Raw genomic sequence first — 25,975 nt, 5'->3', positions numbered from 1 at the left:
GGCGCCGGGGTGGGCTTTACAACTCGGCAAAAGCGCTTTCCAAGGCGTCCAGCAGCCGACCCGCCTCCCTTGCTGTCCAGATCAAGGGCGGGCGAATTTTCAGAATGCTCGCATCGGGTCCGGTCGCAGAAATGAGCACGCGTTTTTCCCGCAGATGGTTGACCAGGCGCAAAGCGGTCTGCATGTCCGGCGTTTTGCTGGCCCGGTCCTTTACCAGCTCGACCGCGAAGTACATGCCGGTGCCTCGCACGTCGCCAATCTGCTCGTACCGGGCAGCCAGGTCGTTGAGACCCGCCATGATCAGGCTGCCCACACGGTTGGCGTTGGCCATCAACTGCTCTTCGGTAATAACATCCAGCGTCGCCTGAGCGGCCGCAATCGCGACGCTGTTGCCGCCAAACGTATTGAAATAGCGCATGTCGCGACCGAAGCTTGCGACCACTTCCGGACGCACCATCAATCCCGCCACTGGGTAGCCGTTGCCCATGGGTTTGCCCATGGTGATGATGTCCGGCATCACCGCGTGGCGTTGATGCCCCCAGAAATGCGTGCCGCTGCGACCAAACCCCGACTGGACCTCATCGGCGATGAACAGGCCTCCCGCCTTGCGCACCACCTCGGCGATCGGCCCGAATACATCGACCGGATCACAGAACAGGCCATCGGACGAAAACAGGCAGTCGGCAATGAACGCCGCGACTCCCCCCCCATGGCGTTGGATATCGCGGATCTGCGCCGCCACTTGGTCGGCCATATAGCGACCCAGTGCTTCACGTGGGATGCGATAGGAATCCGGAGCAGGCACCCGGCGCACGAACGGGTCGAGCTTGGCATTGATACCCAGCGACGGCGAAAAGGCTGCCACGGTCGCCGAGTTGCCGTGGTAGGCCTCGGCGGTGACGATGACGCCCGTATTGCCGGTGTGATGCCGTGCAATGCGGATGGCAAGATCGTTGGCTTCCGAACCACTGCAGGTGAACATCAAGTGCCCTTCGGCGGCCATCTCTCCGTCCGCCGTGGCGCGCAGCTGTTCGGCGTAGTCAAGAATGCCGTCCTGCATGTACCGAGTGTGGCTGCACAGCTTATTCATCTGTTCAGTGACCGCAGCGATAACGCGCGGATGGCAATGCCCCAACGACACCACGTTGTTGTAGGCGTCCAGGTACTCGTTGCCGTCCTTATCGTACAGGTAAGCCCCTTCGCCACGCACAACCCCCACCGGCTCGTTGTAGAACAACCGATAGGCGGGCCCCAGCAAATCGATCCGACGCTGAATATGTTCACGTGCAGCAGGGTCCAGGCGATCGGCGTTGGCAGGGTTGAAGCCGTTAGGCATGTCACCACGGACAGCCCGGATATTTGAGTTGCTCATTTAAAACCCCCCTAAGCTATGGATGAATCAGTCGGCGAAGTGCATCAAAAGCGCTGACATCTGTGACGGTGACCGGTTAAGCATCCAATCCAACTGGCCCCATCCCGGCGCGGCATTCCTTAAAATGTAGGCGCTGTTCTGCGGGAAAAGCTGCGAGCGCCAGGTGGTAATCAACGCTCTGGCAACCAGGCGTGCCATGGCCAGGTGCGGGATAAGGGCCAGCTCCTCTGGCGTCAGGTCGGCGACCCGCAGGTAACCTCTGAGCAGATCCTTGGCGGGGGCAAAAATATCGAGGTCCTGGCCGGGTTGCACCGCGAGCAACTGGTTCATCATGGCTGTAGACACATCGATGGCAATAGCGGTCTTGACCGTGTCGCCGAAATCGATGATCGCTCCGACACATTGCGGGCGATGCGCATCGATGACGATGTTCGAGGTATTGAAGTCGTTATGCAGCACTTGTTGTCGGCACCCAGCGATCAAGCCCTCCACCTCGCCAAAGCGTTCGAGTGCCCGCTCCAGCGAGTGCCGGCGCGCGGGCTCGACGACACCGTTGAGCATTGGCTCAAGCATCCGCAGGTGCTGCACATCCCAGCAGACCTTGCGCGATTCTGCCGGGTGGGTAAAGTCGGCAGTGGCCAGCCTCAGGTGCGCAAGCAATTGGCCGATCTGCTCGCGCCCCAGGGAGTTGAGGGTGGTTTTATCCAATGGTGTGCCTGGCATAAAGCTCAGAAGCCTCACCTGCCTTGACTCACCACTTTCAGTTACTACGGTGGTCAGGTACCTGTCGTCCAGTGCGGGGTAAACCCTGGGGATCGGTAACTGAGGCGCCCTGCGCCCAATATGCTGCATCACTTCGATTTGCAGCGAGAGCTCAACGGGCGCTTCCTGCGGGTTGGCGATCTTGAGCACGTAGGATTGGCCGCTTGAACAATCGCAGCGAAACGTATCGTCTTTTTCCGTGGCAAATCGCGTCAACTGCGCGCTGATACCAAACTGCTCCAGCACAATACGCCGGCCTTCCTCAAGCGACACTGGCGTGAAAGGCGCCGCCAAATCTCCCTGTAAGGCGACAAGGCTTTCGCTGGACTCATCTTTCCCAATTACTTGCATTGCCGGACTCCTGGGCGTGGAAAGCCATGCATGGCACGACATCGATGCAAATATATTGTGCTACAATTATTTTAATTGGAAGGAAATATTTCGAGCTTCTGGCTGGATTTCAGGCAAGACATTTAACAAAATCAATAATAATCAATAGCTTATAATGATTTAAAAACTCAAAAAAAACTCAAAAAAAAATATAGTTGTTGCACAATTTATAAGGAGGCTAGCGACCTCGCTGGTGAGCGTCACCGCGGGCGTATTAGAATCGCTCGCTCTACCGAGCCCCAACCCTCGTCGTGGTTAACATGATTTTTTCCAGCACGAACATTGAAACATCCCCAGTCAAGCTCTCAGCGGTCGAAGCACTGGCTGCAAAGCTCAAGGCCAGGATCCTGAACGGTGACTTCGAGCCAGGCGAATTCCTGCGAGACGTCAAGATGGCGGATGAGTACGAAGTGGCGCGCAACACGTTTCGCAGCGCAGCACAGCTGCTGGTGTCATTCGGCTTGTTGCTGAAAGTACCTCATCGCGGGTTCTGCATACCCGAGTTCGGCCCGGATGACATCGTCGATATTGCTCGGCTGCGCGGGGTACTGGAAACTGAAGCGGTGCGCATGATTATCCTCAATGGCACGGTTCCAGCTGACGCGCTGGACGCCGTTGAAAGATTGCGCAATGTCGCACCCGACACTCCACGCTCAGACATTGTCACCGCCGATGGTGACTTCCACCGCGCCATCATCCGCGCCAGTGGCAGCGCACGCCTGCAGCGCAGCTATGCCATGCTGGAGAGCGAGATTGAGCTGCTGCTAGTACTGCAACAGCCCTGTTATGAGGACCCCAAGCAAATCGTCGAGGACCATGAGCACTTGATAGCCTGCCTTCGCAGTCGCGACTTCGAAACAGCCCGTACAGCGTTTGTCGAGCATTGGGAGGACTTGAGCGCCAAGCTATTACGCGCACAGTTCGAGCGACGACAATCGCTTTGAACAACAATAAAAGTGCAGAATGTGGCTGGAATGCTTGATGCAGTACTCAGTGATGATACTGCTGAAGGAGGAGTTCTGCGTGCAGAGCTGGTCAACCAAGCGCGCTTGTCTTCAAGGGAATGGAACCCTCTTTGCTATCGAACAGTCCGCTTCGCCCGAGCAGCTTCCTCGCGAGCCCCTTACCCTGCTAACCGACTGAGAGCTCCTGCAACAACCACCTCCATTGAGCAGCTCATTACGGCAACCAGGCCATGCCCATCCACGACAGGACCATGACTCTGTGAGCCAACCTTCAACAAGCGCCACCCCCTTAAAATGTGGTGGCGGCGCGAAGGATCTACTAATAATTAAGCGCGAAGAGCCAACGCGACCAATTCCTTCATCGGTATCGATGGACGGCCAATCAACGTTGATAAAACACCTCCGTCATCAAACAGCGCTCCGCGGGACGCCGCGGCATCTGCGTCAGCCAGCAGGGCGGCAAGATCAGCAGGAAGCCCAAAATCAACCAGCAATTTTGCGTAGTCCTGCTCAGGAAGATCGTTGTAGACCACAGGCTTGCCGGACTGGCGGGAGACCTCAGCCGCCAGTTCGGCCAGGGTGAAGGCCTGATCGGCTGCCAGCTCATATATTTCGCCTGCATGGCTGCCTTTGGTCAGGACCGCCGCTGCCGCCGCTGCGTAATCTTTACGCGCCGCCGAGGAAAAGCGTCCGTACTTTGCAGAGCCTACGAACGCACCATGCTCAAGTGCAGCAGGCAACGCGTATAAGTGGTTTTCAGTGTACCAACCGTTGCGCAGGATGACGGACGCAGCGATCGCTTCTTCAGTTTGTCGGTGTTCTATCGCGAGCTGAGCGGTCGATGAATCGGCGTGTAACATACTGGTGTAAGCCAGCAGTGAAACGCCCGCCTGTTTCGCCGCATCAATGACGGCGCGGTGTAAAGGCAGCCGCCCGTTTACTTCGCTAGAGGAAATCAAAATAAGCTTTTCCACTCCCTCAAACGCGCGGGCTAATGTTTCAGGCCTTGCGTAGTCTGCCTCGCGTACAACCACTCCGCGTTCAGCCAGATCTTGTGCCTTCGCAGGATTGCGGACCGCCGCGATAATGCGAGAACCCGGCACGCTCTTCAAAAGCTGACCAACATCCGGGAATATGTTGACACGCAGGCGCTGGCACGGGCCTCAGAGGGCGTCGCGAGCCCCAAACACTGAGCCCCAGGGACCACCATTAACGGAGGCGACCCGCAAAGGGCTTATATATTGGTCTTGAGCTTGCCGCCATTCGACGATTACTTGCGTGCACTCCAGTTTAGATTGAACCTCCGTTGCTCAGGTGGACTCCCAACTCTAAATCTAGGAGGAACTCATGAGCCAAACAGCTTTAGTCGTCGGCGCCAGCGGCATCGTAGGCAGCGCCATCACTCAATTACTGATCGACAACAAGTGGCAGGTCGCCGCGCTATCAAGGCACCCGTCGCAATCGCAAGGCGTGATCCCCATCGCGGCAGACCTCCAGGATCCAGCCTCGCTGGAACATGCGCTTGCGGATCTGAAACCTACTCATGTGTTCATCACCACATGGTCGCGGCAAGCCACGGAGGCGGAAAACATTCGCGTCAATGCCGCCATGGTTCGCAACGTGCTGGCCGCCGTTCGACCCGCCAAGAGCGTTGAGCACGTAGCACTGGTTACTGGCCTGAAACACTACCTCGGCCCGTTCGAAGCCTATGGTAAAGGCAGCCTTCCGCAAACACCGTTTCGCGAAGAGCAGGATCGTCTGAATGTCGAGAATTTCTATTACGCCCAGGAGGACGAACTTTTCGCCGCGGCTGAAAAGGACGGCTTCACCTGGAGCGTTCACCGCCCGCATACCGTCACCGGGGTTGCCGTAGGCAACGCGATGAATATGGCGACCACCCTCGCCGTCTACGCCTCGGTTTGCAAACAGACGAATCGCCCTTTTGTATTTCCGGGATCAAGAGTGCAGTGGGACAGCCTCACCGACATGACGGATGCACGGCAGTTGGCGAAACAACAACTGTGGGCGGCCACCACGCCGGCGGCAGCCAACCAGGCATTCAATGTCACTAATGGCGATGTGTTTCGCTGGAAATGGATGTGGGGCCGGATTGCCGAATACTTCGACGTACCTGCTGCCGATTATCCTGCCTCACTCTCACCGCTTGAGCAGCAAATGGCTGACGACCAAGCGGTATGGACGCAAATAGTCGAGGAGCACGGCTTGAAGGAAGCTGATATTGGTCGCCTGATATCCCCATGGCATACCGATGCAGACCTTGGCCGACCCATCGAAGTCGTGACTGATATGTCGAAAAGCCGTGCAATGGGCTTCACCGCCTACCAGGCGAGCGATCAAGCATTTTTTGATGTGTTCGACAAACTACGCGAGATGCGCTTGATCCCCTAGGTCGTGCCACAACGGATAGGCTTAAGGGCATTCGCTTAAGCCTTCTGTTGCACAAACACCAAGCAAAAGCGTGTACCTGCTCCAGTGCTCTCAACGGTTACCCGCCCGCCATGCAATTGCATAATTGAACGGACGATTGCTAACCCCAAGCCACCAGAATCGTCAGGCTGATTGCGTGACGGGTCGCACCGGTAGAAGCGCTCAAACAACCGAGGTAGATGTTGCGCCGAAATCGGCGGGCCTTGGTTGTGCACACTGACTTCGATCTTGTCCTCCCACACCACACTGCTAATCGTCACTGCGCTTGCAGTAGCGCCATAACGCAGCGCGTTGGACAGCAGGTTAGCCAATGCTCGACGGACCAGGGCCGGATCAGCACGCACGTGGTCATGGGCCTGATTGATCAGCGTGACATCACGCTCTTGCGCCACGCCTTCAAAATACTCACACAGTTGCTCGACTAGATCATGCAGGTTGATGAGCTCATCACTCACCGATGCATGCGACTGCTCGTTACGAGCGAGAAACAGCATGCTGTCGATCATTCGCGCCAGACGCTCATATTCTTCCTGATTGGAAACCAACAGGTTCTGGTAGTCCTCAATTGAACGACCATGCCTGAGCGATTGTTGGGTATGCCCCATCAGGTTGGTGAGCGGGGTACGCATCTCATGGGCGAGATCCTCTGAGAATCGTGAGAGCTGGGCGAAGCCCTCTTCGAGGCGTGCGAGCATTTGATTAAGCGCCTGGCTGAGCACTTGCAGTTCACTGAATTCGTTGAACTCATCCAGCCGCAGATGCAGATGGTGTGCATCAATGGCGGCAGCGCGCTTGGCCAGCAGGCGCACAGGTCGTAAGCCTCGCTGACTGACCCACCCGCCGAGTACAAAAGCCAGCAGCGCGCCGACCGACATCGCGAGCCAGAGCTTGAGTCGGTAAGCCCCCAGCATCTGCTCGCGCTCTTTCAACAACTTGCCAGCAATCAGGGTCAAGCCGCGATCACCCTGCATGACATGCTGCCAGGCAAGCCGCACCGGCACCGAAGCGTCACCGTCACCCACCTGAGCCTGGGCTGCAGCCGGTAACCTGGGCAAGCTCATGCTGACGGGGTTGATTTCGATCAGCACCTGGCCTGTGTCATCGATAATCCACAGCAGGTTGTCGCGATTGCCCAACATGTTTTCGTATAGCTTGGGCCGATTTCTGAGTTGCTCGACGCTGACACTGTCGTTGATCAACGCCTGCATGCGCTCCAGGCGCCCGAGCAGGGCCTGGTCATCGCGCCAGGCGATTTCTCGCTGTAACGACTGATAAAGATAAAAACCAATGGAGCCCAGCAGCAGCGCGCTGACCAACGCGAACATGACCGCCAGGCGCAGGCTCAGGGCGCGCGGGAACAGTTTCAGGATTGCACCTCAAGCATGTAGCCGATGCCACGCACTGTCTGTATCAACTTGAGCGGGTAAGGATCGTCAACCTTGGCGCGCAGTCGCCGGATGGCGACGTCGACCACATTGGTATCACTGTCAAAGTTCATCTGCCAGATCTGCGAAGCAATCAACGAGCGCGATAGCACCTCCCCTTCACGGCTGACCAGCAGGTGCAACAGGGCAAACTCCTTGTTGGTCAAGGTGAGGCGCTCTCCCCCGCGCGTAACTTTACGCCGCAACAGATCCAGGCTCAGGTCTGCAACCAGGAACTGCTCGACCTCACGTGGCGGCCCCCTGCGCAGCAGAGTACGTACGCGCGCCAACAACTCGGCATAGGAAAAAGGTTTGACCAGGTAATCATCGGCCCCTGACTCAAGCCCCTTGACCCGATCCTCCACAGAGTCCCTGGCAGTCAGAAAAAGCACCGGGGTTTGCCACTTGCGTCGAATAATCTGCAGCAATTGCCATCCGTTCAGGCCCGGCAGCATGACGTCCAGGATAATCAAGTCGAACTCACTTTCCTGCGCCAGATACTGGCCCTCCAGGCCATCCAGGGCGACTTCCACCACGTAACCCGATTCAGTCAGGGCTTTGTGCAGGTAATCCGCTGTTTTCGCTTCATCTTCTACAACCAGGATACGCATCTTTTCCTCCGGAACTGGCGCATAGGCTAGCGCGCCCGGGCGTTTTGGCACATTACATCTTGGTAATCATCAGGCAATCATTCTGACGGAGTGCACGGGGCATCATGCCTGGCTATGACTCAGCCAGACCAATCAAAGGACAAAGCATGCGTATACGCCTATCGACCTCATTGCTGATGTCACTCGCAATGAACTCAGCGCTCGCCGTTGCAGCCCCGGATCAAGTGCTGCAGCGCAACGACGTGTCACTGGCAATGGCCAATGATTTGCTGAACGCCGCGCTGACAGCCTGTCACGCCCATGGCCGTACAGGTGTTGCTGCCATTGTCGACCGTGGGGGCAATCTGGTCGCCCTGCAGCGTGACGATAACGTGGGCCCACACAACACATTAGCCGCCCAACGCAAGGCCTATACCGCCCTATCGACCAAGACGCCAACACGACTATTGGCAGAGCGTGCCCGCAGCACCCCCGATGCGGAAAACCTCAACACCCTGCATGAGCTATTGCTGCTGGGCGGCGGCGTGCCGTTGCTGTTTGAAGGGCAAGTCATTGGCGCGATCGGCGTGGCCGGTGCCGGTGGTGCAGCAAACGATGAAGGTTGCGCATTGGCCGCTATCAACAAAATCTTACCTACCGTCAAAAACTAAGGACATCATCATGACTGGATTAAAAACGTTCTTCGCGGGCCTTGTATTCAGTGTCGTATCGTCACTGGCGTTAGCGGCAGGAAACCCGCTCAGCGTGCATGTACTCAACTTACAAGATGGTCTGCCCTCCCCTGGCGTCAATGTCACGCTGGAAAAACAGGACGGCGAAAGCTGGAAAATGCTCAACAGCGCCGCGACAAATGAGCAAGGGCGTATTCCCGGGTTGTACCCCGATGGTCAGGCGCTGGAGAAAGGCACCTACCGTGTCACCTTCAAAACCGGGGAGTGGTTCAAAGCGCACAAAGTTGCAAGTTTCTTTCCGGAGGTACCGGTCATTTTTGAGGTAGACGGGACACTTTCGCACTACCACATCCCATTACTGCTCAGCCCCTACGGTTTCTCTACCTACAGAGGCAATTGAGCGTCGACCCGACAGAGCAACAAGGCCGCCCCTGATCTCATGGGCGGCCTTTCTTTTTGATTATTTTGCATCACCACCCACCTTGATATCGAAGGCGCAGGCGATCCGTTCACGACAGCAAGCATGACCGTGCGCAGCACAGCAAAAAAGCTACCTCGCCCAGACAGTGGCCGCCGCTGTGTCGATAGCCGTTGCGCGGTGCCTGCTTCCAACCCCGGCTCAGACGAGCAGCCCACATCGAAAAAAAGCACACCTGGAACGCTTTGCTTGGTCATGGGCCGACGAAGAGCCTGGATGACCGCTCCCTCAGCGGTGCAACGCCTTGGTCCGGCGGCGCAAATACCGCACCAGCGCCGCAAGGGCTACAAGTGCTACCACCCCGATGAAGATTGGCAGGCGATACGGTCTCAGATCGCCAAAGAAATGCTGCAATGCTTCGCCAGCCCAATAGCCGGCGCTGACGAACAGGGTGGCCCAGATCGCCGCACTCAGCACATTGATGAGGGCGAAACGCCAGGGTGCCAGACCGCTTGCACCGATCACCATAGGCCCCACCAAGCGCATTCCGTAGAGAAAGCGCACAGCGAATACAGACGTCATGGGGTAGCGATGGATAAGGCGCTCCACCCGTTGAATGGCAGACTGGTGACGCTTCAGTTTGGGCAGCAGGCGACTCCCGGAATAACGTCCGGTCCAGAACAGTAACTGATCGCCGAGTATGCCGCCCAGGGTGGCCCAGCCGATCACATGCAGCCATTGCAGAGTGCCCTGGTGTGCAGCCATACCGCCGAGGAGCAAAACTGTTTCGCCTTCCAGCAGGCAGCCCACGAAGATGACCCAGTAGCCGTAGACGGCAATCAGCGCGTTGAGGTCGAGATGTTCGAACATGGGCATTCCTGGATGCGGTGGAGGCAATGGCGGCATCATTGCATTTGTTTGACCCAGCGTTAATGGGCATAAACAGATCTGCTCCTCGACCGATTCACGCCAATGCTTTTGTAGGCACGTTCAACGCATTGGCGAGCCGGGTATGCGTCCCGCCGAGCCATACCTCGGTGATCGACCTAAGGTCGGTGGCCAGTTGATCCGAGTGATTGTCTTATCCATTGCGCTGCGCCTTACCAATAAATAGATATGGGTAGGCTTGCAGGCCTATAAGCACTTGGGAATATCAGGTCCTCGCACAGCCAAAGCAAACGCCCTGGGCAGTGCGAGGGAAAGCTGTAGAAGCCCTCTCCTTGCGGCTTAGCGGCGCAAGAGACGGTCTAGTACAAGCAGGGCTATTGCTCCGATGGCCAGTGCAGCAACCGGTTTTTCCTTAACGAACGTAGACACGCTGTCGAGTGCATCGCCATAGGTTTGGGTCAGCTGGCCAGAAGCTTGACGTCCAGCGCCTTCAGCTTGCAGCTTCGAATCACCCATCAGTTTTCCGACCGCGCTCTGCGCCTTGCCGGCCAGCTTCTCTGCAACACCTTCAACCTGTTCACTCTTCATATTCATAAACCTTCGTGTCAGTGGGACGCTAAAAAAACCCACTGCGATGGCGCCACGTTCAACACCATCGCAGCCAAGGGATGCGGACAGAAAAGTTGACCGGTGGTGAAGAGTCGGAGTTCCACTTTTAATGACCACCGCTCGTCAGTGACGCCCCGAACTCGCTCAACCCCCAAGTTGTCCTAGAATGATCTGAATTTCGCCGAGGCGCTGAAAATGATCGATGCAGAACTGCTGAAACTGATGGTTGAAACCTCGGACGATGGCATTGTCATTGCGGAGCAGGAAGGCGATGAGCATATCCTGATCTACGCTAACCCCGCCTTTATGCGCCTTACCGGCTATAGCGCCGACGAAACGCTGTACCAGGACTGCCGCTTCCTGCAGGGTGACGACCGAGACCAGGCGGGCTTGGTCGCGATCCGCGAGGCGATCAAGTCGCATCAGCCCTGCCGGCAAATCATTCGCAACTACCGTAAGGACGGCAGTGCCTTCTGGAATGAGCTATCGATTACTCCCGTGTTTAACAAGGCAGATCAGCTCACCTATTACATCGGCATCCAGAAGGATGTCAGCGTCGAAGTTGCGACGAGCGAACGCGTGCGCGAACTTGAAGCGCAAGTTGCCAGCTTGAAAGCTCAACTGGATCAATCGCATAGGCTGTCATAGGGCAAGCCCAGGTAATGCGCGGTCGGCACCCTCACGGCTGCTGGCGACGGTGGCGCCGTCCTGGGTAAATTGCTCGGCAATCGCCGCGCCGATACCTTTGGAAGCGCCGGTCAGAGTCGATCCCGCGCGATGCCGCTACGCGTGCGAAGAATATCGGCCAGCACCGCCAACGCGATTTCCGCCGGGGTCTTGCTGCCCAGGTTCAAACCGATAGGCGCATGGATGCGCGCCAATTCGGCCTCGCCCAACCCACCAATCCGTCGCAGGCGCTCGAAGCGCTTTTGTGAGGTGCGCATCGAACCCATTACGCCGATGTAAAACGCGTCGCTGCGCACCGCCTCCATCATTGCCAGATCATCAATACGCGGATCATGAGTCAACGCGACCACCGCCGTGTCGCTGTGGCAGCCGCCGTCAGCGATGAACACCGACGGCAGCTGGCGTCGGATCTCGACGTTGTGCAGCACCACGCCCTCGAGTACCTCGTCGCGGGGATCGCACAAAATCACCTCAAACCCCAGGCCCACGGCAAACTCGGCGCAGGCCTGGGCGACACTGGAATAGCCCGCCAGCAACAAACGCTGCGCCGCGCCGACCCGCACACGGACCCGGTCAATCTCGCGCTCGATGCGCGCGCCCTGCTCGCTGTCTGCACACACGCGGCGCGCACCGCTGGCCAGCTCGACTTCGCGGATCAATCGGCGCTGGCCCAGCAACGCGCACTCCAGCTCGCGCAGATGGGCCTGAACCTCGCAGTCCGGCGCAAGCTTTTCCACCAGCACATCAAGCACGCCGCCACAGGGCAGGCTGACTCGCGAGCGCGGGTCCTCGCCTTCGCCGTAACGAACGACGTTGACCGCCTGTTCAAACGCGCCTTCGGCTACCCGCTCAAGGAAGTCTTCCTCAACGCAGCCGCCCGACAGCGAGCCGATCCATTGCCCGCTCGCGTTCACTGCCAGCAACGAACCCGGCGCACGGGGCGCCGAGCCGTAGGTGGCGAGCACCGTGCACAGCCAAACCGGCTGGCCGGCCGTCGACCATTCCAGCGCACGGCGAATGACTTGCAGATCCAGATGCTGCATGTCAGTGCGCCTTGTGCTCGGCTGGTGGTGCATCGGCCTGTAGCTTCTGCACGTCGCTGACCGCCAGCTCACTCGACTGACCGCCCCAACCCTGGCGCAGATAGTTGAGCAGATCGGTCAGCTGTGCCTGATTGAGCTTGTCGGCAAAGCCCGGCATCTGTTGCATGCGTTCGAACCCGGTGAATGTCTGCTCGCCGATGCCGTCCTCGATCACCCGCAACAGGTTGCGCGGATCGTCCAGGCGCAGCGTGGTGTTGCCGCGCATGGCCACGGCGATGTGCGGTTTGCCCTCGCCGTTCGGCGCGTGGCAACCGGCGCACACGTTCAGGTAATCCTGACGACCGCGTTGGGCGCTTGGGCTCATTTTGTCGAGCGGCACTTCGGTCAACACTGCGGCGGTTGGGGCGGGATCGCCGAGCAGGTAGGTGGCCATCGCCGCCAGGTCCGGGTCACTCAGGCCCTGGGTGCTGTTGTGGAACACCGGGAACATCTCGTTGAACATCGTGCCCTGGGCGCTCATGCCGTGCTTGAGGAAGGTGCTCAGGTCCTGTTGATTCCAGCCGCGAGCGGCCAGGTCAGTGGCCAACAGGCTCGGCGCCAAATAGCCGTTGAGCAGGCCGCCGGTCAGGCGTTTATCCTGCTGCATGGCGCCAGGCAAGCCGCGTGGGGTATGGCATTCGCCGCAGTGCCCGAGCACTTCGACCATGTACTCACCACGCTTAAAGGTTTCGCTTTTGCCCTCGGCCGGCGCGAGTTTCACGTCTTTGGCGTAGAGCAGGTTCCAGCCTATCAGGCCCAGGCGCACGTTGAACGGGAAACTCAGGCGAGTGACCGGCGCTGCACGTTCAATCGGCTCGATGGTTTTCAGGTACGCATGGATCGCGTCCGAATCTGCGCGCGGCATCAGGTGATAGGAGGTGTACGGCATCGCCGGGTACAGGTTCGCACCATCGCGGCGTTTGCCTTCGGTCAGCGCGGCGAAGAATTCGTCATCGTTGTACAAACCAATGCCGTGCGCTTTGCTCGGGGTGATGTTGGTGCCATAGATGGTGCCGAACGGCGACACAATCGGCAGGCCGCCCGCAAACGGCGCGCCGCCTGGTGCGGTGTGGCAGGCCATGCAGTCAGCGGCGCGGGCGAGGTATTCGCCGCGCTTGACTTGATCATCCGCGTGCGCCAACAACACCGGCGCAGCCAGACCAACCGCCAATGCCAGGCGGGACAGTAGAGGCTTCATGCTTAACCCTCCTTGACCAGGCCGAGATCGGTGAGCACGTTGCGGGTCGCGTTGTAGTAACGCACGTAGCCTGTGCAACGGCAGATGTGGTGACCGAGGCTGTCCTCGATGACTTTTTCCAGCTGACTGTTGGCGATCGGCTGACGCTGAAGCTTCTCGACCAGCACGGTCGCGGCATTGACGAAACCCGGCGCGCAGTAGCTGCACTGGAAGGCGAATTCATCGACGAAACGCTGCTGGATCGGGTTCAGCTCAGTGACGTTGCCCTGCTCGTCGCGAGTCGCGTGGCCTTCGATGGTCCGCACTTTTTTGCCTTCGAAATAGTGGGCGCCGGTGATGCAGGTACGCACTTCTTCGCTGGTGCCGTCCGGGTTGTCGACGATCACCACGCAGGCGTGGCAAATGCCCTGGCCGCAGCCGAGCCGCGAGCCGGTGAGGTTTTTGTATTCGTGCAGGTAGTCGATCATCGGCAGGTCATCAGGGATGTCCACCGGGCCGACGGATTGACCGTTAAGGGTCAGTTGAAACGGACGGTTAGCCATTGAGGGCCTCCTTGATGCGCGCAGAAGTGATAGGCAGGTCGCGGACACGTTTGCCGATGGCGTGGGCCACAGCGTTACCGATAGCGCCGACGATCGGGATCATCACCACTTCTGCGATGCCCTTGGACGGGTCGCTCGGCGACAACGGCGGCAGGATTTCAGCCGTCTGGTTCCACACGGCAACGTGTCGGGCCATCGGCAAGCGGTAACGGTTGAAATTCCAGTCACCCTCCCCCGGCCCGCCTTCGTACAGCGGCATCTCTTCCATCAACGCATGGCCGATGCCCATGGCGATCCCGCCTTCGAGCTGCCCCTTGACCAGCTCTTCCACCAGCACCCGACCGCACTCGACCCACGAATGGTGGTTGAGCACTTGCACTTGGGCGGAGCCCTTGTTCACTTTCAACTCCACCAGCGTCGCAACCGGGCTGTAGTAAGTCACCGCCGCGTTGTTCAGCTGGGTGTCCGGGTAGTGGACGTTCTGGCGATCCAGCAGGTGGAAACCGTTGCTGGTCATCTGTGCCCGTTTCGCCTGCGGCGCGCCGTCGCCGTACTTCACCGCCAGACCATCCAGGGGCAGACGCTCGCGCACGCCGTCGATGCTGTACTCGGCCTCGGCCCAGCTCCAGCGGTTGAAGCCGTGCACGGTAGCGCCGGTCACCAGGCCCTTTTCGTGGGCGTGTTTGGCCAATTGCTCAAAACTCAGCGGCTGCATGCCGTTGGCGGTGAGTTTGCCGTCGACCCAATGCGCATCTTCGCGACGCACCACGTACGGGTTGGCCTGGCCGCCGTAAGGGCCCTGGCCCCAGATCTGCAACGCCGCCGGCCACAAGCCGTGGTTGAACAGCACTCGGGAGGCTTCACGGGTGGCGTGGCTGAAGTAGTACGCGGAGTTGGTCGCCGACGAGGCCGACGCCAGTTTGCCGACCCAACGCGGGTTGCGCAGAAAACCATCCTGTTCGGCCTGGCTCATGGTGTACGGGTTGCCGCCCGTGGTCAGTTGCAACTCTTTCCATTCGGTTTCGCCGGTCTTCACTTGCGTGGCCGGTATGCCGATGAAATCCGCCACCACCAGCGCTTGCGAGGTGGACATGCCGGTGCCGATTTCAATGCCGATATGGCGCAACGTCACGTGCCCTTCGGCGGTGAATTCGATGCTGGCCATCGGCGCCTCGGAACCGGTGCCGAAGTCTTTTTGGCAGATGGCAAAACCGACGCCATACCAGTTATCCGGGTCAGCGGCTTCGCGCGCCTTTTTGATCAGCTCGCGGTTTTTCCAGACGTCGTGGGCAGCCGCCTTGTCGAGAATTTCGTGCAAGCGCAATGCACCGGCCGGCACCGCGCCCTGGGTGTTTTTCATGCCCGACAGCATCGCGTTTTTCTTGCGCAGGTCGATAGCGTCGATACCCAGGCGATCAGCGATTTCGTCGACCATCATCTCGGTCGACGCCATGCTTTGCAGGGTGCCGTAACCGCGCATCGAGCCCGCTTCAACCGCGCGCGAATGGTAGGCCGTGACCTGCAGATCGTTCTGCGGCATGTAGTAGATCGACTGCGCTGCCGTGGCGCCAACCGCGGCCACCGAAGGGCTGTAGTTGATGCGCCCGCCGCCATCGACGTTCATCTCGGCGCGAAAAATCTGGAAGCTGTGATCGTTTTTGTCCACCGCCAATTGGTAGCGGATATCGAACGGGTGACGCTTGATGCCGCTTTGAAACTGCTCATAGCGGTCGTTGGCCAGGCGCACCGGCACACCCGCGCCGTACAACGCGGCGAGGGCTGCGTAGTAGACAAAAATGTTGTGGTCCTTGGAGCCGTAACCGACGGTGTAACCCGGGTGCATGTTCAGATTCGCCAGGCCGAAGCGCGAGGGCGCGATCATCTTCGCGGTTTCGGTGGCGGCTTCCAGCGGGCACTGGGTGGCGACGACAAAGTGCAAGGTCTTGGTGGCCGGGTCGTACCACCCGTTGCCGTTGTCCGGTTCCATTGCGGCCGGCTCAATCGACGGGGTTTTGTAGCGCTCGTCGAACACCAGCCAGTGGTCGGGCGGCGCGTCGATCTGCTGCTTCATCCGGTCGGCGTAAAACAGCCCGCGCTCGGTGAGATTGCCGTGCAGGTCCGGCTGGGAGTTCCACACCGGGCGACGGTTTTTCAGCATCGGAAACAGAATCGAATCCTTGAGGCTGGCGAATTCATCTTCGTCAGCCGAGGTCGCACCGCCGACACGTACATAGCGGAAGCTGCCATATGGATCACGCTCGTAGTACGGCGCTGGGGCGCCGTAACGGATCGCTTTGTCATTGAATTTGAGTTTGGCCTTGGCCTGGCGGAACCGCTCGAAGTCGTTCCAGATCAGGATCGCCACGGGGTGACCGATGAACATCGGCACCTGGCCTTGCGGCAACAGCGGATCCGGCGCGTGCTCTTCCGGGAAGACGATGCCGTCATTGTCCAGGTCGGCGGCTGTCACGATGCGGTCAGGTTGCAGGTCGGCGCCAAGCCACGACAGATCGTAGCCGGCGTAGATGCGGTCGGCCTTGGTGATTTTCAGCAACATGGCATGACCCTGTTGCTGCGGCCAGCCCGGCATGTCTTTGGAACGGATGTCGCGGGCAAAGACTTTGCTGCCGCAGACCTTGGACAAGGCATCGTTACGCGAGCGCGCCTTGCCATTGTTGCCGAGCCATTGCTCGGACGGCACGGTCACGCTGTTTTCCATCAAGGCAGCCAGCGCCTGGGTGCTGAGCGGTGTAAGCGTCACGCTCACACCCGCCACCAGCCCGCCCTGAAGGAACGAGCGCCGGGAGATATCACGGTTGGACATGGATCATCCTCTGGGCGGTTATAGGTCCGCCCTTATGGTTATGTTCTGGGGATCTCGGGTCTGGCAGAAGCGCTCTTGCCGGAACAAAAGGCTGTATGTGGCAGTACAAAGCTGACCGAAAGGTTAACTTTATAGGTTTATGCGTCAGCCGCAAACAAGCTGTTACAAAAAACTGACCGAGGAATCAAACCAGCGAACCGCGTGCCAACGCGGCCTACAAGATCTTGTAGGTGCCAAGCCTGAACAAGTCCTCTATAAAACCCCGCACTTCCCCCATCCCCCAGGAACTCCCAGCCATGCACATGGAAGAGCACACGCTGAGCGCAATGAGCGACGAGCTCAAACTCAGGCTAGGCCGCTTTCGGCACGAGCAATTTGTCGAGAAACTCGGCTGGCGGCTGCCTGGCCATCCGCACCCGGCAGGTTGTGAATGGGATCAATACGACACCGAGCATGCGCGCTACCTCTTGGCGTTCAACGAGTACTGCGACATCGTTGGCTGCGCGCGTCTGATACCCACCACATTGCCAAACCTGCTGGAGGGTGTTTTCAGTCATGCCTGCGCTGGCACGCCGCCCAAGGAGCCTGCCATCTGGGAAATGACACGCTTCACCACCCGTGAACCGCAATTGGCCATGCCGTTGTTCTGGAAAAGCCTGAAGACCGCCAGCCTGGCAGGCGCCGATTTCATTGTCGGCATCGTCAACAGCACGATGGAGCGCTATTACAAAATCAACGGGGTCAACTACGAGCGATTGGGACCGGTCACCGTGCACCAGGACGAAAAAATCCTTGCGATCAAGCTCTCGGCTCACCGTGAACACCATCGAGGCGCCCGCCCGCCTTCAGCCTTCATGCCCGCCGCATTGTTGAAAGACACCGCTTGATACCGGCCGAGTCATCCTTTTGGGAGGGCTCGGCGGCAGTCGATGAACCTCAGATATACCCCAGCGCAACCGCGTAAGACACCGCCTGCACACGGTTGCTGGCGCCGATTTTGCGTTGGATGTTGCGGTGATGGTAATTCACCGTGTCGGTGCACACGCCCATGATCACGCCAATTTCCTCGGAGGTTTTGCCGTCTGCGGTCCAGCGCAGCACATCACACTCCCGTTCGCTGAACTCGACATCCGTATTGAACACGCGCGCGTCACTCTCCAGCTCAGAAATTTTCTGGTGGGCCGCCGCGGCAAACGCTTTGGTCACCGGCTTCAAGGCTTCGAACTCCTGAAGGCTGATGACCTTGTCCTTGCGTGCGATGCTCAACACCCCTACCCGGCCCTGGACGTTGAATGAAGGCTGCGCCAGGCCATGGCACAGATTCGAATCGTTGGCCTCGGACCACAGGTCCGGGCACCCCTTGAACAGCTCATTGCTCCACAAAATGGGGGCGGACGAGACTTTGCTGTGTTTCACCGTGGGGTCGATCGCGGCGTAGTTCGCTGCCTGATATCGCGCTATCCAGTCCTTGGGATAATTGCTGTACATATAGGTTTTCGGTCGCATGAACGGCGTCGCACTGCACATGCCGTAGGCGAAAAAATCAAACTGCAGTTCACGTAAAGCCCTCAATGCAACAGCAGTAAACTCCTGCATGTTCATAGTTTGCGCAAAGATACTGTAAAAATAAGCATCCCATCCCAACAGCTGTCCTAATTCCATTTGAACACCACTAGAGTTGGAAACGAGTCGTGAGACTAGACCAACCTGAACTCATGTCAATACACAAAATTCAACGGTTATAGACCACTTCGCAATAGCGAAGGGTTTATTGTGCCTAACCAACTAACTAGCCATAGGCCATTGATAGCCAGGCGATGTTAGCGGGCCATCGTTGCGGCTTGGCCGACGAATGAACCTGCTGATTCATAATAGTGCAACACACTACCCGATGGACCGCATCCGCCCCCCTCCATGGCCGAGCCGCTACAAGATCTGGTAGTTCCTGCAGCGAGAAGTGCAGGTGTATAAACAACACGCCTCAGCACGCTCTCAATATACAAAGTTAAACCTGTAAATGCTGGCGCGCCTGATTAACTAAATATTTACTTGATTTTCGAAAAACCTTAATTCAACTAAGGAGGATACGGCTTATGTCGGTTTCGCTTTCCGCCAGCGGCTTTAATGATCAGCTTGAACTTCGCCGTAAAAACCGCGCCACCGTCGAACAGTACATGCGCACCCACGGCCAAGATCGCCTGCGTCGGCATGAACTGTTCACCCCGGATGGCAGCGGCGGTTCGTGGAACACCGAAACCGGTGAACCCCTGGTATTCAAGGGCCACGCGAAACTTGCCGCCCTTGGCGTGTGGCTGGAACAGTGCTTTCCAGACTGGCAGTTTCACAACGTGCGGGTGTTTGAAACCGACAACCCCAACCACTTCTGGGTCGAAAGTGATGGCCGTGGCAAGACCCTGGTCCCCGGTTACCCGGAAGGGTATTGCGAAAACCATTACATCCACTCCTTCGAATTGGACAACGGCAAGATCAAGCAAAACCGTGAATTCATGAACCCCTTCGAACAACTGCGCGCCTTGGGCATTCCGGTGCCACGCATCAAGCGTGAAGGTATCCCCGCCTCATAAGCCCTTTCATTATTGGAGAGTGAACATGCCTACTCATGCAGCGCGACAACTAACCGCTGACGACAGCAGCGAACTTCGCCGCAAAAACCGCGCCACGGTCGAGCAATATATGCGCACCAAAGGCGAGGATCGCCTGCGCCGCCATGAACTGTTTACCGAGGACGGGTCGGGTGGCTTGTGGACCACAGACACCGGCGCACCCATTGTAATCAGTGGCAAAGCCAAGTTGGCCGAACATGCTGTTTGGTCCCTCAAGTGCTTCCCGGATTGGGAATGGTACAACGTCAACGTATTTGAAACCGACGACCCCAACCATTTTTGGGTCGAGTGCGATGGCCACGGCAAGATCCTCTTTCCAGGTTACCCGGAAGGGTATTACGAGAACCACTTCCTGCACTCCTTCGAGCTGCAAGACGGCAAAGTAAAACGCAATCGCGAGTTCATGAACGTCTTTCAACAACTGCGCGCCCTGGGCATTCCCGTGCCGCAGATCAAGCGTGAAGGCATTCCTACTTAATCCTTAGGGAGAGTAATCGCATCATGGAAGACTTACTGAAACGGGTTCTAAGTTGTGAAGCGTTCCAGCAGCCTCAATGGAGCGAGCCCTCACAATTGCATGACGCGCAGGCCTACCTCAGGGACAGCGCATCGCTGATTCGCGTCGAAGACATCCTGGTCCTGCGTGCCACCTTGGCCAGGGTGGCGGCGGGCGAAGCGATGATCATCCAGTCCGGTGACTGCGCCGAGGACATGGATGAAAGTGCTCCCAGTCACGTGGCCCGCAAAGCCGCGGTACTGGACATCCTCGCCGGTGCATTCCGGCTGGTGACCCAGCAACCGGTGGTGCGCGTCGGGCGGATTGCCGGGCAGTTCGCCAAGCCGCGTTCCAACAACAGCGAGCGCATCGGCGATGTCGAGTTGCCGGTGTACCGCGGCGACATGGTCAACGGCCGCGAAGCGGTCTGCAACCATCGCCAGCATGATGCACAGCGCCTGGTACGAGGCTATCGCGCCGCCCAGGACATCATGCATCACCTGGGCTGGAAGGAACCGGCCAGCAAGGAACAGCTCAGCGGTTCTCCCGCCTGGACCAGCCACGAAATGCTGGTGCTCGACTACGAACTGCCGCAAGTGCGCAAGGACGAACAGGGCCGGGTGTTTCTCGGCTCAACCCACTGGCCGTGGATCGGCGAACGTACCCGTCAGTTGACGGGCGCTCACGTGGCACTGCTCAGCGAAGTGCTCAACCCGGTGGCCTGCAAGGTCGGCCCGGACATCACCCAGGACCAGTTATTGAGCCTGTGCGAGCGCCTGGACCCACGACGCGAGCCCGGCCGACTGACCCTGATTGCGCGCATGGGCGCCCACAAAGTCGCTGATCGCCTGCCACCGCTGGTTGAAGCGGTGCGCCATGCCGGGCACAAGATCATCTGGCTCAGCGACCCGATGCACGGCAACACCATCATCGCGCCGTGCGGCAACAAGACCCGCATGGTGCAGACCATCACCGAGGAAATCACCGCCTTCAAACATGCCGTGACCTCGGCCGGTGGTGTGGCTGCCGGCCTGCACCTGGAAACCACCCCCGACGACGTCAGCGAGTGCGCCTCCGATGCCGCCGGCCTAAGCCAGGTGGCCAGCCACTACAAAAGCCTGTGCGACCCGCGCCTGACCCCTTGGCAAGCCATCACTGCAGTGATGGCCTGGAAAAACCAGCCCTCCTCCACCCTTGCTTACCTTTGACTGGAGTTTGTCGCCATGACTGGCATTCCATCGATTGCCCCATACGCCCTGCCTACAGCCCGCGACCTGCCCGTCAACCTCGCGCAGTGGCGCGTCGACCCCGAGCGCGCCGTGCTGTTGGTGCATGACATGCAGCGCTACTTCCTGCGGCCCTTGCCCGATGCCCTGCGTGAAGCCGTCGTGGCTAATTCCGCGCGCATTCGCCAGTGGGCTGTCGACCACGACGTGCCGGTGGCTTACACCGCCCAGCCAGGCAGCATGAGCGAGGCACAGCGCGGGCTGCTCAAGGACTTCTGGGGCCCTGGCATGAAGGCCAGCCCCGCCGACCGCGAGGTGGTCGACGCGCTGACGCCCAAGCCGGGTGACTGGCTGTTGACCAAGTGGCGCTACAGCGCGTTCTTCAACTCCGACCTGCTGGAGCGCATGCACGCCAACGGGCGCGATCAGTTGATCCTGTGCGGGGTGTATGCCCATGTCGGGGTACTGATTTCTACCGTGGATGCCTACTCCAACGATATCCAGCCCTTCCTGGTTGCCGACGCGATTGCTGACTTCAGCAAGGCGCACCACTGGATGGCGATTGAATACGCCGCCAGCCGTTGCGCCATGGTCGTCACCACCGACGAGGTGGTGCTATGAGCCAAGCTGCCGCCCACCTTATGGAACGCATTCTGCAACCGGTGCCCGAGCCGTTTGCCCTGTTGTATCGTCCGGAATCCAGCGGCCCGGGGCTGCTGGATGTGCTGATTGGGCAGATGTCGCAGCCGCAGGTCCTGGCCGATATCGACTTGCCTGCGCCTTCAATCGGTGCCCCGCGCCTGGATGTACTCGCGCTGATTCCCTACCGCCAGATCGCCGAACGCGGCTTCGAGGCGGTGGACGATGAGTCGCCGCTGCTGGCGATGAACATTACCGAGCAACAATCCATCGGCATTGAACAGTTGCTGGGGTTGCTGCCAAACGTGCCGATCCAGCTCAACGGCAAACGCTTCGACCTCAGCGACGCCCGCTATGCCGAGATCGTCAGCCAGGTGATCGCCAACGAAATCGGCTCTGGGGAAGGCGCCAACTTCGTGATCAAACGCACCTTTATGGCGGAAATCAGCGAGTACGGCCCCGCCAGCGCGCTGTCCTTCTTTCGCCATCTGCTGGAGCGCGAGAAAGGTGTTTACTGGACCTTCATCATTCACACCGGCAGCCGCACCTTCGTGGGTGCCTCGCCCGAGCGGCACATCAGCGTCAAGGATGGGCTCGCGGTGATGAACCCCATCAGCGGCACCTACCGCTACCCGCCGGCTGGCCCCTGTCTGACGGACGTCATGGCCTTTTTGGCCGACCGCAAGGAAGCCGATGAGCTGTACATGGTGGTTGATGAAGAGCTGAAAATGATGGCGCGCATTTGTGAAGACGGCGGCCACGTCCTCGGCCCTTACCTCAAGGAAATGACGCATCTGGCCCACACCGAGTACTTCATTGAGGGCAAGACCCGTCGCGACGTGCGCGACATCCTGCGCGAAACCCTGTTCGCCCCGACCGTCACCGGCAGCCCGCTTGAAAGCGCCTGCCGGGTGATCCGGCGCTATGAGCCGCAAGGCCGCGCGTACTACAGCGGCATGGCGGCGCTGATCGGCAGCGATGGCAAAGGTGGACGCTCCCTGGACTCGGCCATCCTGATTCGCACCGCCGACATCGATGACAGCGGCCAGGTACGCATCAGCGTGGGCTCCACCATCGTGCGTCATTCCGAGCCCATGACCGAAGCCGCCGAAAGCCGCGCCAAGGCCGCCGGCCTGATTGCTGCCTTGAAAAACCAGGCGCCCTCGCGCTTTGGCAGCCACCTGCAGGTACGCGCAGCGCTGGCCAGCCGCAATGCCTACGTATCGGACTTCTGGTTGATGGACAGCCAGCAACGCCAACAGACCCAGGCCGATTTCAGCGGGCGCCAGGTGCTGATTGTCGATGCCGAAGACACCTTCACCTCGATGATCGCCAAGCAGCTGCGGGCCCTGGGCCTGATAGTCACGGTGTGCAGCTTCAGCGATGAATACAGTTTCGACGGTTACGACCTGGTGATCATGGGCCCAGGCCCCGGCAACCCGAGCGATGTCCAGCTGCCGAAAATCGACCATCTGCACGTGGCCATCCGCTCCTTACTCAGCCAGCAACGGCCATTTCTTGCGGTGTGCCTGAGCCATCAGGTGTTGAGCCTGTGCCTGGGCCTGGAGCTGCAACGCAAGGCCATTCCCAATCAGGGCGTGCAAAAACAGATCGACCTGTTCGGCAGCGCCGAGCGGGTAGGTTTCTACAACACCTTTGCCGCCCAGAGTGCCAGTGACCGCCTGGACATCAACGGGATCGGCACCGTCGAGATCAGTCGCGACAGCGAAACCGGCGAGGTGCATGCCCTGCGTGGGCCGTCGTTCGCCTCGATGCAGTTTCATGCCGAGTCGCTGCTCACCCAGGAAGGCCCGCGCATCATCGCCGACCTGCTGCGCCACGCCCTCATCCACACACCGGTCGACAGCAACGTGTCGGCGGCGGGGAGATAACCATGCACAACTACGTGATCATCGACGCCTTCGCCAGCGTCCCGCTGGAAGGCAACCCGGTTGCGGTGTTCTTCGACGCCGATGATTTGCCGGCGCCGCAAATGCAACGCATCGCCCGCGAGATGAACCTGTCGGAAACCACCTTCGTGCTCAAGCCACGCAACGGCGGTGATGCGCTGATCCGGATTTTCACCCCGGTCAACGAACTGCCCTTTGCCGGCCACCCGTTGCTGGGGACGTCCATCGCGCTGGGGGCGCACACCGACAATCACCGGCTGTATCTGGAAACCCAGATGGGCACCATCGCCTTTGAACTGGAACGCCAGAACGGCAGCGTGATCGCCGCCAGCATGGACCAGCCGATACCGACCTGGACGGCCCTGGGCCGCGATGCCGAATTGCTCAAGGCCCTGGGCATCAGCGATTCGACCTTTCCCATCGAGATCTATCACAACGGCCCACGCCATGTGTTTGTCGGCCTGCCGAGCATCGCCGCCTTGTCGGCCCTGCACCCTGACCACCGTGCGCTGTCGAACTTCCACGACATGGCGATCAACTGTTTCGCCGGCGCCGGGCGGCGCTGGCGCAGCCGCATGTTCTCACCGGCCTACGGCGTGGTCGAGGATGCAGCCACCGGCTCGGCTGCCGGGCCGTTGGCGATTCATCTGGCGCGCCATGGCCAAATCGAGTTCGGCCAGCAGGTGGAGATTTTGCAGGGCGTGGAAATCGGCCGCCCTTCACTGATGTTCGCCAGGGCTGAGGGCCGCGCCGATCAACTGACGCGCGTCGAAGTCTCCGGCAATGGCGTCACCTTCGGGCGGGGGACCATCGTGCTATGAACCTTTCAGTACAAGGCAAGCCGCTGCTGGGTAAAGGCATGTCCGAATCGCTCACCGGCACGCTGGATGCACCCTTCCCCGAGTACCAGACACTGCCCGCCGACCCCATGAGCGTGCTGCGCAACTGGCTGGAGCGCGCACGGCGCGTGGGCATCCGCGAACCCAGGGCGTTGGCGCTGGCCACCGCCGACGGCCAGGGCCGGCCCTCGACGCGCATCGTGGTGATCAGTGAGATCAGCGACACGGGGCTGTTGTTCAGCACCCATGCCGGCAGCCAGAAAGGCCGTGAGCTGAGCCAAAACCCGTGGGCCTCAGGCGTGCTGTATTGGCGCGAAACCAGTCAGCAGATCATCCTCAATGGCCAGGCCGTGCGCTTGCCGGACGCCAAGGCGGATGAGGCGTGGCTCAAGCGCCCGTATGCCACGCATCCGATGTCGTCGGTGTCTCGCCAGAGCGAAGAACTGCAGGATGTTCAGGCCATGCGCAACGCCGCTCGCGAACTGGCCGAAGGCCAAGGTCCGCTGCCGCGTCCCGAGGGCTATTGTGTGTTTGAGTTGCGCCTTGAATCGCTGGAGTTCTGGGGGAATGGGCACGAGCGGCTGCATGAGCGGTTGCGCTATGACCGCAGCGATACGGGCTGGAGGGTGCGGCGTTTGCAGCCCTGACTCTACAAAACTACGCACATCGAAGGACGCTGTAGATCTCAGAAACCACCTGAGCCGTGGCGTCCTCGATCGTTGTTTCATTGCGGCATAAAACCCAGCCGTGATCGCTAATCGCGCGCTCGAACGCCTGAGTACACGCGACATGTTCTTCCAGCTTATGCATCACAGTACTGCTCAGCCCACGCCGTCGTTCGGCTGCTCTGGCCCATGAAATATCCGGGGCGGTGACCACGCCGACATGCAGGTCGGGCACTTGCACGTCTCGATCAATGTTTAACTGCAGAATGTCTGCAAACCCGACGATCCGGCGAAACGCTGCATCAGAGGGGTACCAGCGATCAATCAAGATGATGCTACCGGCTGGCTGTTTGGCCAGTACGTGCCGGGAAATCCAGGCACGGCTATCGGCAAAGCGCTCGCACACCTTCAACTCCAACTCCCGGCTGGGGTTTCTGACGAGAGTGTTAACGAGTGCCATTGTTTCAGCCCTATGGGGATCGCTTTTTTGCTCGCTAAGCCGGATCACCTTTTGCTTGTCTGCCCTCAGCACTTGGGTCACGGCCTCCAAAAGCGTGGTTTTACCCGTTCCCTTGGGGCCATCGAGAGATACAAAGAGTGGACGACTCATACTTCACATCATGATTGGTAGCGGTTCATTGGGCGCTGCTCTTCGCTGGAGTCGCCTGGCGCGACGATGCGAATC

Annotated in this window: 26 protein-coding genes; 13 read left to right on the top strand and 13 right to left on the bottom strand. The window is 59.3% G+C overall.

Annotated features, from left to right (window positions below; translation table 11 throughout):
* Positions 1-16 precede the first annotated feature (16 nt).
* Entirely contained in the window at positions 17-1,372 is a 1,356-nt protein-coding gene (locus tag ABWL43_RS14225; RefSeq protein WP_404488280.1) for an aspartate aminotransferase family protein, read from the bottom strand.
* 27 nt (positions 1,373-1,399) lie between these two features.
* The gene (locus tag ABWL43_RS14220; protein ID WP_256676421.1) at positions 1,400-2,380 is read right to left on the bottom strand and encodes a phosphotransferase; all 981 of its coding nucleotides are present in this window, start codon (positions 2,378-2,380) and stop codon (positions 1,400-1,402) included.
* A 404-nt stretch (positions 2,381-2,784) separates the two neighbouring features.
* Here ABWL43_RS14220 and ABWL43_RS14215 point away from each other — a divergent pair, with 404 nt between their 5' ends.
* Positions 2,785-3,468, top strand: a complete 684-nt coding sequence (locus ABWL43_RS14215) for a GntR family transcriptional regulator (protein ID WP_404488279.1) — start codon at positions 2,785-2,787, stop codon at positions 3,466-3,468.
* Positions 3,469-3,815: 347 nt separating this feature from the next.
* Here the strand turns inward: ABWL43_RS14215 and ABWL43_RS14210 are convergent, their stop codons facing one another.
* Complete coding sequence (locus ABWL43_RS14210; protein ID WP_404488277.1) at positions 3,816-4,601, bottom strand: NAD(P)H-binding protein; 786 nt, start codon at positions 4,599-4,601, stop codon at positions 3,816-3,818.
* Positions 4,602-4,836: 235 nt separating this feature from the next.
* Here ABWL43_RS14210 and ABWL43_RS14205 point away from each other — a divergent pair, with 235 nt between their 5' ends.
* Positions 4,837-5,898, top strand: a complete 1,062-nt coding sequence (locus tag ABWL43_RS14205; protein WP_404488276.1) for an SDR family oxidoreductase — start codon at positions 4,837-4,839, stop codon at positions 5,896-5,898.
* Between the two features lie 35 nt (positions 5,899-5,933).
* Here the strand turns inward: ABWL43_RS14205 and ABWL43_RS14200 are convergent, their stop codons facing one another.
* Entirely contained in the window at positions 5,934-7,304 is a 1,371-nt protein-coding gene (locus ABWL43_RS14200; RefSeq protein WP_404488413.1) for a heavy metal sensor histidine kinase, read from the bottom strand.
* Positions 7,301-7,972, bottom strand: coding sequence for a heavy metal response regulator transcription factor (locus ABWL43_RS14195; protein WP_145160707.1), 672 nt, complete (start codon positions 7,970-7,972; stop codon positions 7,301-7,303). The genes ABWL43_RS14200 and ABWL43_RS14195 overlap by 4 nt, the downstream gene beginning before the upstream one ends.
* 146 nt (positions 7,973-8,118) lie before the next feature.
* Between ABWL43_RS14195 and ABWL43_RS14190 the strand changes: the two genes are divergently transcribed.
* Together ABWL43_RS14190 and uraH are read left to right on the top strand one after the other, a co-directional pair.
* Entirely contained in the window at positions 8,119-8,622 is a 504-nt protein-coding gene (locus ABWL43_RS14190) for a heme-binding protein (RefSeq protein WP_404488411.1), read from the top strand.
* Positions 8,623-8,632: 10 nt separating this feature from the next.
* Positions 8,633-9,043 carry a hydroxyisourate hydrolase gene (uraH, locus tag ABWL43_RS14185; protein WP_404488274.1) on the top strand — a complete coding sequence of 137 codons (411 nt, stop codon included), beginning with the start codon at positions 8,633-8,635 and terminating at the stop codon, positions 9,041-9,043.
* Between the two features lie 306 nt (positions 9,044-9,349).
* Here the strand turns inward: uraH and ABWL43_RS14180 are convergent, their stop codons facing one another.
* Complete coding sequence (locus tag ABWL43_RS14180; protein ID WP_242196705.1) at positions 9,350-9,931, bottom strand: DedA family protein; 582 nt, start codon at positions 9,929-9,931, stop codon at positions 9,350-9,352.
* 357 nt (positions 9,932-10,288) lie between these two features.
* Complete coding sequence (locus tag ABWL43_RS14175) at positions 10,289-10,537, bottom strand: CsbD family protein (protein ID WP_145160703.1); 249 nt, start codon at positions 10,535-10,537, stop codon at positions 10,289-10,291.
* 216 nt (positions 10,538-10,753) lie between these two features.
* Between ABWL43_RS14175 and ABWL43_RS14170 the strand changes: the two genes are divergently transcribed.
* On the top strand, positions 10,754-11,206 hold the full coding sequence (locus ABWL43_RS14170; RefSeq protein ID WP_404488271.1) for a PAS domain-containing protein: 453 nt from the start codon (positions 10,754-10,756) through the stop codon (positions 11,204-11,206).
* Between the two features lie 110 nt (positions 11,207-11,316).
* Here the strand turns inward: ABWL43_RS14170 and ABWL43_RS14165 are convergent, their stop codons facing one another.
* The 4 genes from ABWL43_RS14165 to ABWL43_RS14150 are packed head-to-tail and all read right to left on the bottom strand — an operon-like array spanning position 11,317 to position 16,891.
* Complete coding sequence (locus ABWL43_RS14165; protein ID WP_404488270.1) at positions 11,317-12,288, bottom strand: XdhC family protein; 972 nt, start codon at positions 12,286-12,288, stop codon at positions 11,317-11,319.
* A 1-nt stretch (position 12,289) separates the two neighbouring features.
* Positions 12,290-13,525 (bottom strand): c-type cytochrome, encoded by a 1,236-nt coding sequence (locus ABWL43_RS14160; protein WP_404488268.1) that lies wholly within the window; start codon positions 13,523-13,525, stop codon positions 12,290-12,292.
* A 2-nt stretch (positions 13,526-13,527) separates the two neighbouring features.
* Positions 13,528-14,067 carry a (2Fe-2S)-binding protein gene (locus tag ABWL43_RS14155; protein WP_404488266.1) on the bottom strand — a complete coding sequence of 180 codons (540 nt, stop codon included), beginning with the start codon at positions 14,065-14,067 and terminating at the stop codon, positions 13,528-13,530.
* Positions 14,060-16,891 (bottom strand): xanthine dehydrogenase family protein molybdopterin-binding subunit, encoded by a 2,832-nt coding sequence (locus tag ABWL43_RS14150; protein WP_404488264.1) that lies wholly within the window; start codon positions 16,889-16,891, stop codon positions 14,060-14,062. The genes ABWL43_RS14155 and ABWL43_RS14150 overlap by 8 nt, the downstream gene beginning before the upstream one ends.
* A gap of 296 nt (positions 16,892-17,187) precedes the next feature.
* On the opposite strand from ABWL43_RS14150, the gene ABWL43_RS14145 reads away from it, so the two are divergent.
* Positions 17,188-17,778, top strand: coding sequence for an acyl-homoserine-lactone synthase (locus tag ABWL43_RS14145; protein WP_404488262.1), 591 nt, complete (start codon positions 17,188-17,190; stop codon positions 17,776-17,778).
* A gap of 49 nt (positions 17,779-17,827) precedes the next feature.
* Here ABWL43_RS14145 and ABWL43_RS14140 read toward each other — a convergent pair whose 3' ends face one another.
* Positions 17,828-18,487: an autoinducer binding domain-containing protein gene (locus ABWL43_RS14140; RefSeq protein WP_370004690.1), complete on the bottom strand. Its 660-nt coding sequence runs from the start codon at positions 18,485-18,487 to the stop codon at positions 17,828-17,830.
* A 497-nt stretch (positions 18,488-18,984) separates the two neighbouring features.
* Here ABWL43_RS14140 and ABWL43_RS14135 point away from each other — a divergent pair, with 497 nt between their 5' ends.
* Genes ABWL43_RS14135 through phzG form a run of 7 tightly spaced genes read left to right on the top strand, consistent with a single transcriptional unit; the run spans position 18,985 to position 25,272 of the window.
* Entirely contained in the window at positions 18,985-19,476 is a 492-nt protein-coding gene (locus ABWL43_RS14135) for a PhzA/PhzB family protein (RefSeq protein WP_145160687.1), read from the top strand.
* 25 nt (positions 19,477-19,501) lie between these two features.
* Positions 19,502-19,993, top strand: a complete 492-nt coding sequence (locus tag ABWL43_RS14130) for a PhzA/PhzB family protein (protein WP_404488260.1) — start codon at positions 19,502-19,504, stop codon at positions 19,991-19,993.
* 23 nt (positions 19,994-20,016) lie between these two features.
* The gene (locus tag ABWL43_RS14125) at positions 20,017-21,219 is read left to right on the top strand and encodes a 3-deoxy-7-phosphoheptulonate synthase (protein ID WP_404488258.1); all 1,203 of its coding nucleotides are present in this window, start codon (positions 20,017-20,019) and stop codon (positions 21,217-21,219) included.
* Positions 21,220-21,234: 15 nt separating this feature from the next.
* Positions 21,235-21,858, top strand: a complete 624-nt coding sequence (locus ABWL43_RS14120; protein WP_242196738.1) for an isochorismatase family protein — start codon at positions 21,235-21,237, stop codon at positions 21,856-21,858.
* A 20-nt stretch (positions 21,859-21,878) separates the two neighbouring features.
* Positions 21,879-23,768, top strand: a complete 1,890-nt coding sequence (locus ABWL43_RS14115) for an anthranilate synthase family protein (RefSeq protein WP_404488409.1) — start codon at positions 21,879-21,881, stop codon at positions 23,766-23,768.
* A 2-nt stretch (positions 23,769-23,770) separates the two neighbouring features.
* Positions 23,771-24,607, top strand: coding sequence for a PhzF family phenazine biosynthesis protein (locus ABWL43_RS14110; RefSeq protein ID WP_404488256.1), 837 nt, complete (start codon positions 23,771-23,773; stop codon positions 24,605-24,607).
* Positions 24,604-25,272, top strand: coding sequence for a phenazine biosynthesis FMN-dependent oxidase PhzG (gene phzG, locus ABWL43_RS14105; RefSeq protein ID WP_145160673.1), 669 nt, complete (start codon positions 24,604-24,606; stop codon positions 25,270-25,272). Before ABWL43_RS14110 ends, phzG begins: the two co-directional genes overlap by 4 nt.
* 10 nt (positions 25,273-25,282) lie before the next feature.
* Here phzG and ABWL43_RS14100 read toward each other — a convergent pair whose 3' ends face one another.
* The gene (locus ABWL43_RS14100) at positions 25,283-25,900 is read right to left on the bottom strand and encodes a dTMP kinase (RefSeq protein ID WP_404488254.1); all 618 of its coding nucleotides are present in this window, start codon (positions 25,898-25,900) and stop codon (positions 25,283-25,285) included.
* Positions 25,901-25,975 lie beyond the last annotated feature (75 nt).

Origin of the sequence: Pseudomonas sp. HT11 (genome assembly GCF_044875395.1) — a bacterium.
In the GTDB taxonomy this organism is placed as follows: domain Bacteria; phylum Pseudomonadota; class Gammaproteobacteria; order Pseudomonadales; family Pseudomonadaceae; genus Aquipseudomonas.
This window is presented reverse-complemented; position numbering and strand designations above follow the sequence as displayed.

Excerpts from the sequence above, each read along its gene's own strand:
- ABWL43_RS14225 (WP_404488280.1), bottom strand. The coding sequence starts at position 1,372 with ATGAGCAACTCAAATATCCGGGCTGTCCGTGGTGACATGCCTAACGGC.
- ABWL43_RS14215 (WP_404488279.1), top strand. The coding sequence starts at position 2,785 with ATGATTTTTTCCAGCACGAACATTGAAACATCCCCAGTCAAGCTCTCA.
- ABWL43_RS14205 (WP_404488276.1), top strand. The coding sequence starts at position 4,837 with ATGAGCCAAACAGCTTTAGTCGTCGGCGCCAGCGGCATCGTAGGCAGC.
- ABWL43_RS14195 (WP_145160707.1), bottom strand. The coding sequence starts at position 7,972 with ATGCGTATCCTGGTTGTAGAAGATGAAGCGAAAACAGCGGATTACCTG.
- ABWL43_RS14190 (WP_404488411.1), top strand. The coding sequence starts at position 8,119 with ATGCGTATACGCCTATCGACCTCATTGCTGATGTCACTCGCAATGAAC.
- uraH (WP_404488274.1), top strand. The coding sequence starts at position 8,633 with ATGACTGGATTAAAAACGTTCTTCGCGGGCCTTGTATTCAGTGTCGTA.
- ABWL43_RS14180 (WP_242196705.1), bottom strand. The coding sequence starts at position 9,931 with ATGTTCGAACATCTCGACCTCAACGCGCTGATTGCCGTCTACGGCTAC.
- ABWL43_RS14175 (WP_145160703.1), bottom strand. The coding sequence starts at position 10,537 with ATGAAGAGTGAACAGGTTGAAGGTGTTGCAGAGAAGCTGGCCGGCAAG.
- ABWL43_RS14170 (WP_404488271.1), top strand. The coding sequence starts at position 10,754 with ATGATCGATGCAGAACTGCTGAAACTGATGGTTGAAACCTCGGACGAT.
- ABWL43_RS14165 (WP_404488270.1), bottom strand. The coding sequence starts at position 12,288 with ATGCAGCATCTGGATCTGCAAGTCATTCGCCGTGCGCTGGAATGGTCG.
- ABWL43_RS14160 (WP_404488268.1), bottom strand. The coding sequence starts at position 13,525 with ATGAAGCCTCTACTGTCCCGCCTGGCATTGGCGGTTGGTCTGGCTGCG.
- ABWL43_RS14155 (WP_404488266.1), bottom strand. The coding sequence starts at position 14,067 with ATGGCTAACCGTCCGTTTCAACTGACCCTTAACGGTCAATCCGTCGGC.
- ABWL43_RS14150 (WP_404488264.1), bottom strand. The coding sequence starts at position 16,891 with ATGTCCAACCGTGATATCTCCCGGCGCTCGTTCCTTCAGGGCGGGCTG.
- ABWL43_RS14145 (WP_404488262.1), top strand. The coding sequence starts at position 17,188 with ATGCACATGGAAGAGCACACGCTGAGCGCAATGAGCGACGAGCTCAAA.
- ABWL43_RS14140 (WP_370004690.1), bottom strand. The coding sequence starts at position 18,487 with ATGCAGGAGTTTACTGCTGTTGCATTGAGGGCTTTACGTGAACTGCAG.
- ABWL43_RS14135 (WP_145160687.1), top strand. The coding sequence starts at position 18,985 with ATGTCGGTTTCGCTTTCCGCCAGCGGCTTTAATGATCAGCTTGAACTT.
- ABWL43_RS14130 (WP_404488260.1), top strand. The coding sequence starts at position 19,502 with ATGCCTACTCATGCAGCGCGACAACTAACCGCTGACGACAGCAGCGAA.
- ABWL43_RS14125 (WP_404488258.1), top strand. The coding sequence starts at position 20,017 with ATGGAAGACTTACTGAAACGGGTTCTAAGTTGTGAAGCGTTCCAGCAG.
- ABWL43_RS14120 (WP_242196738.1), top strand. The coding sequence starts at position 21,235 with ATGACTGGCATTCCATCGATTGCCCCATACGCCCTGCCTACAGCCCGC.
- ABWL43_RS14115 (WP_404488409.1), top strand. The coding sequence starts at position 21,879 with ATGGAACGCATTCTGCAACCGGTGCCCGAGCCGTTTGCCCTGTTGTAT.
- ABWL43_RS14110 (WP_404488256.1), top strand. The coding sequence starts at position 23,771 with ATGCACAACTACGTGATCATCGACGCCTTCGCCAGCGTCCCGCTGGAA.
- phzG (WP_145160673.1), top strand. The coding sequence starts at position 24,604 with ATGAACCTTTCAGTACAAGGCAAGCCGCTGCTGGGTAAAGGCATGTCC.
- ABWL43_RS14100 (WP_404488254.1), bottom strand. The coding sequence starts at position 25,900 with ATGAGTCGTCCACTCTTTGTATCTCTCGATGGCCCCAAGGGAACGGGT.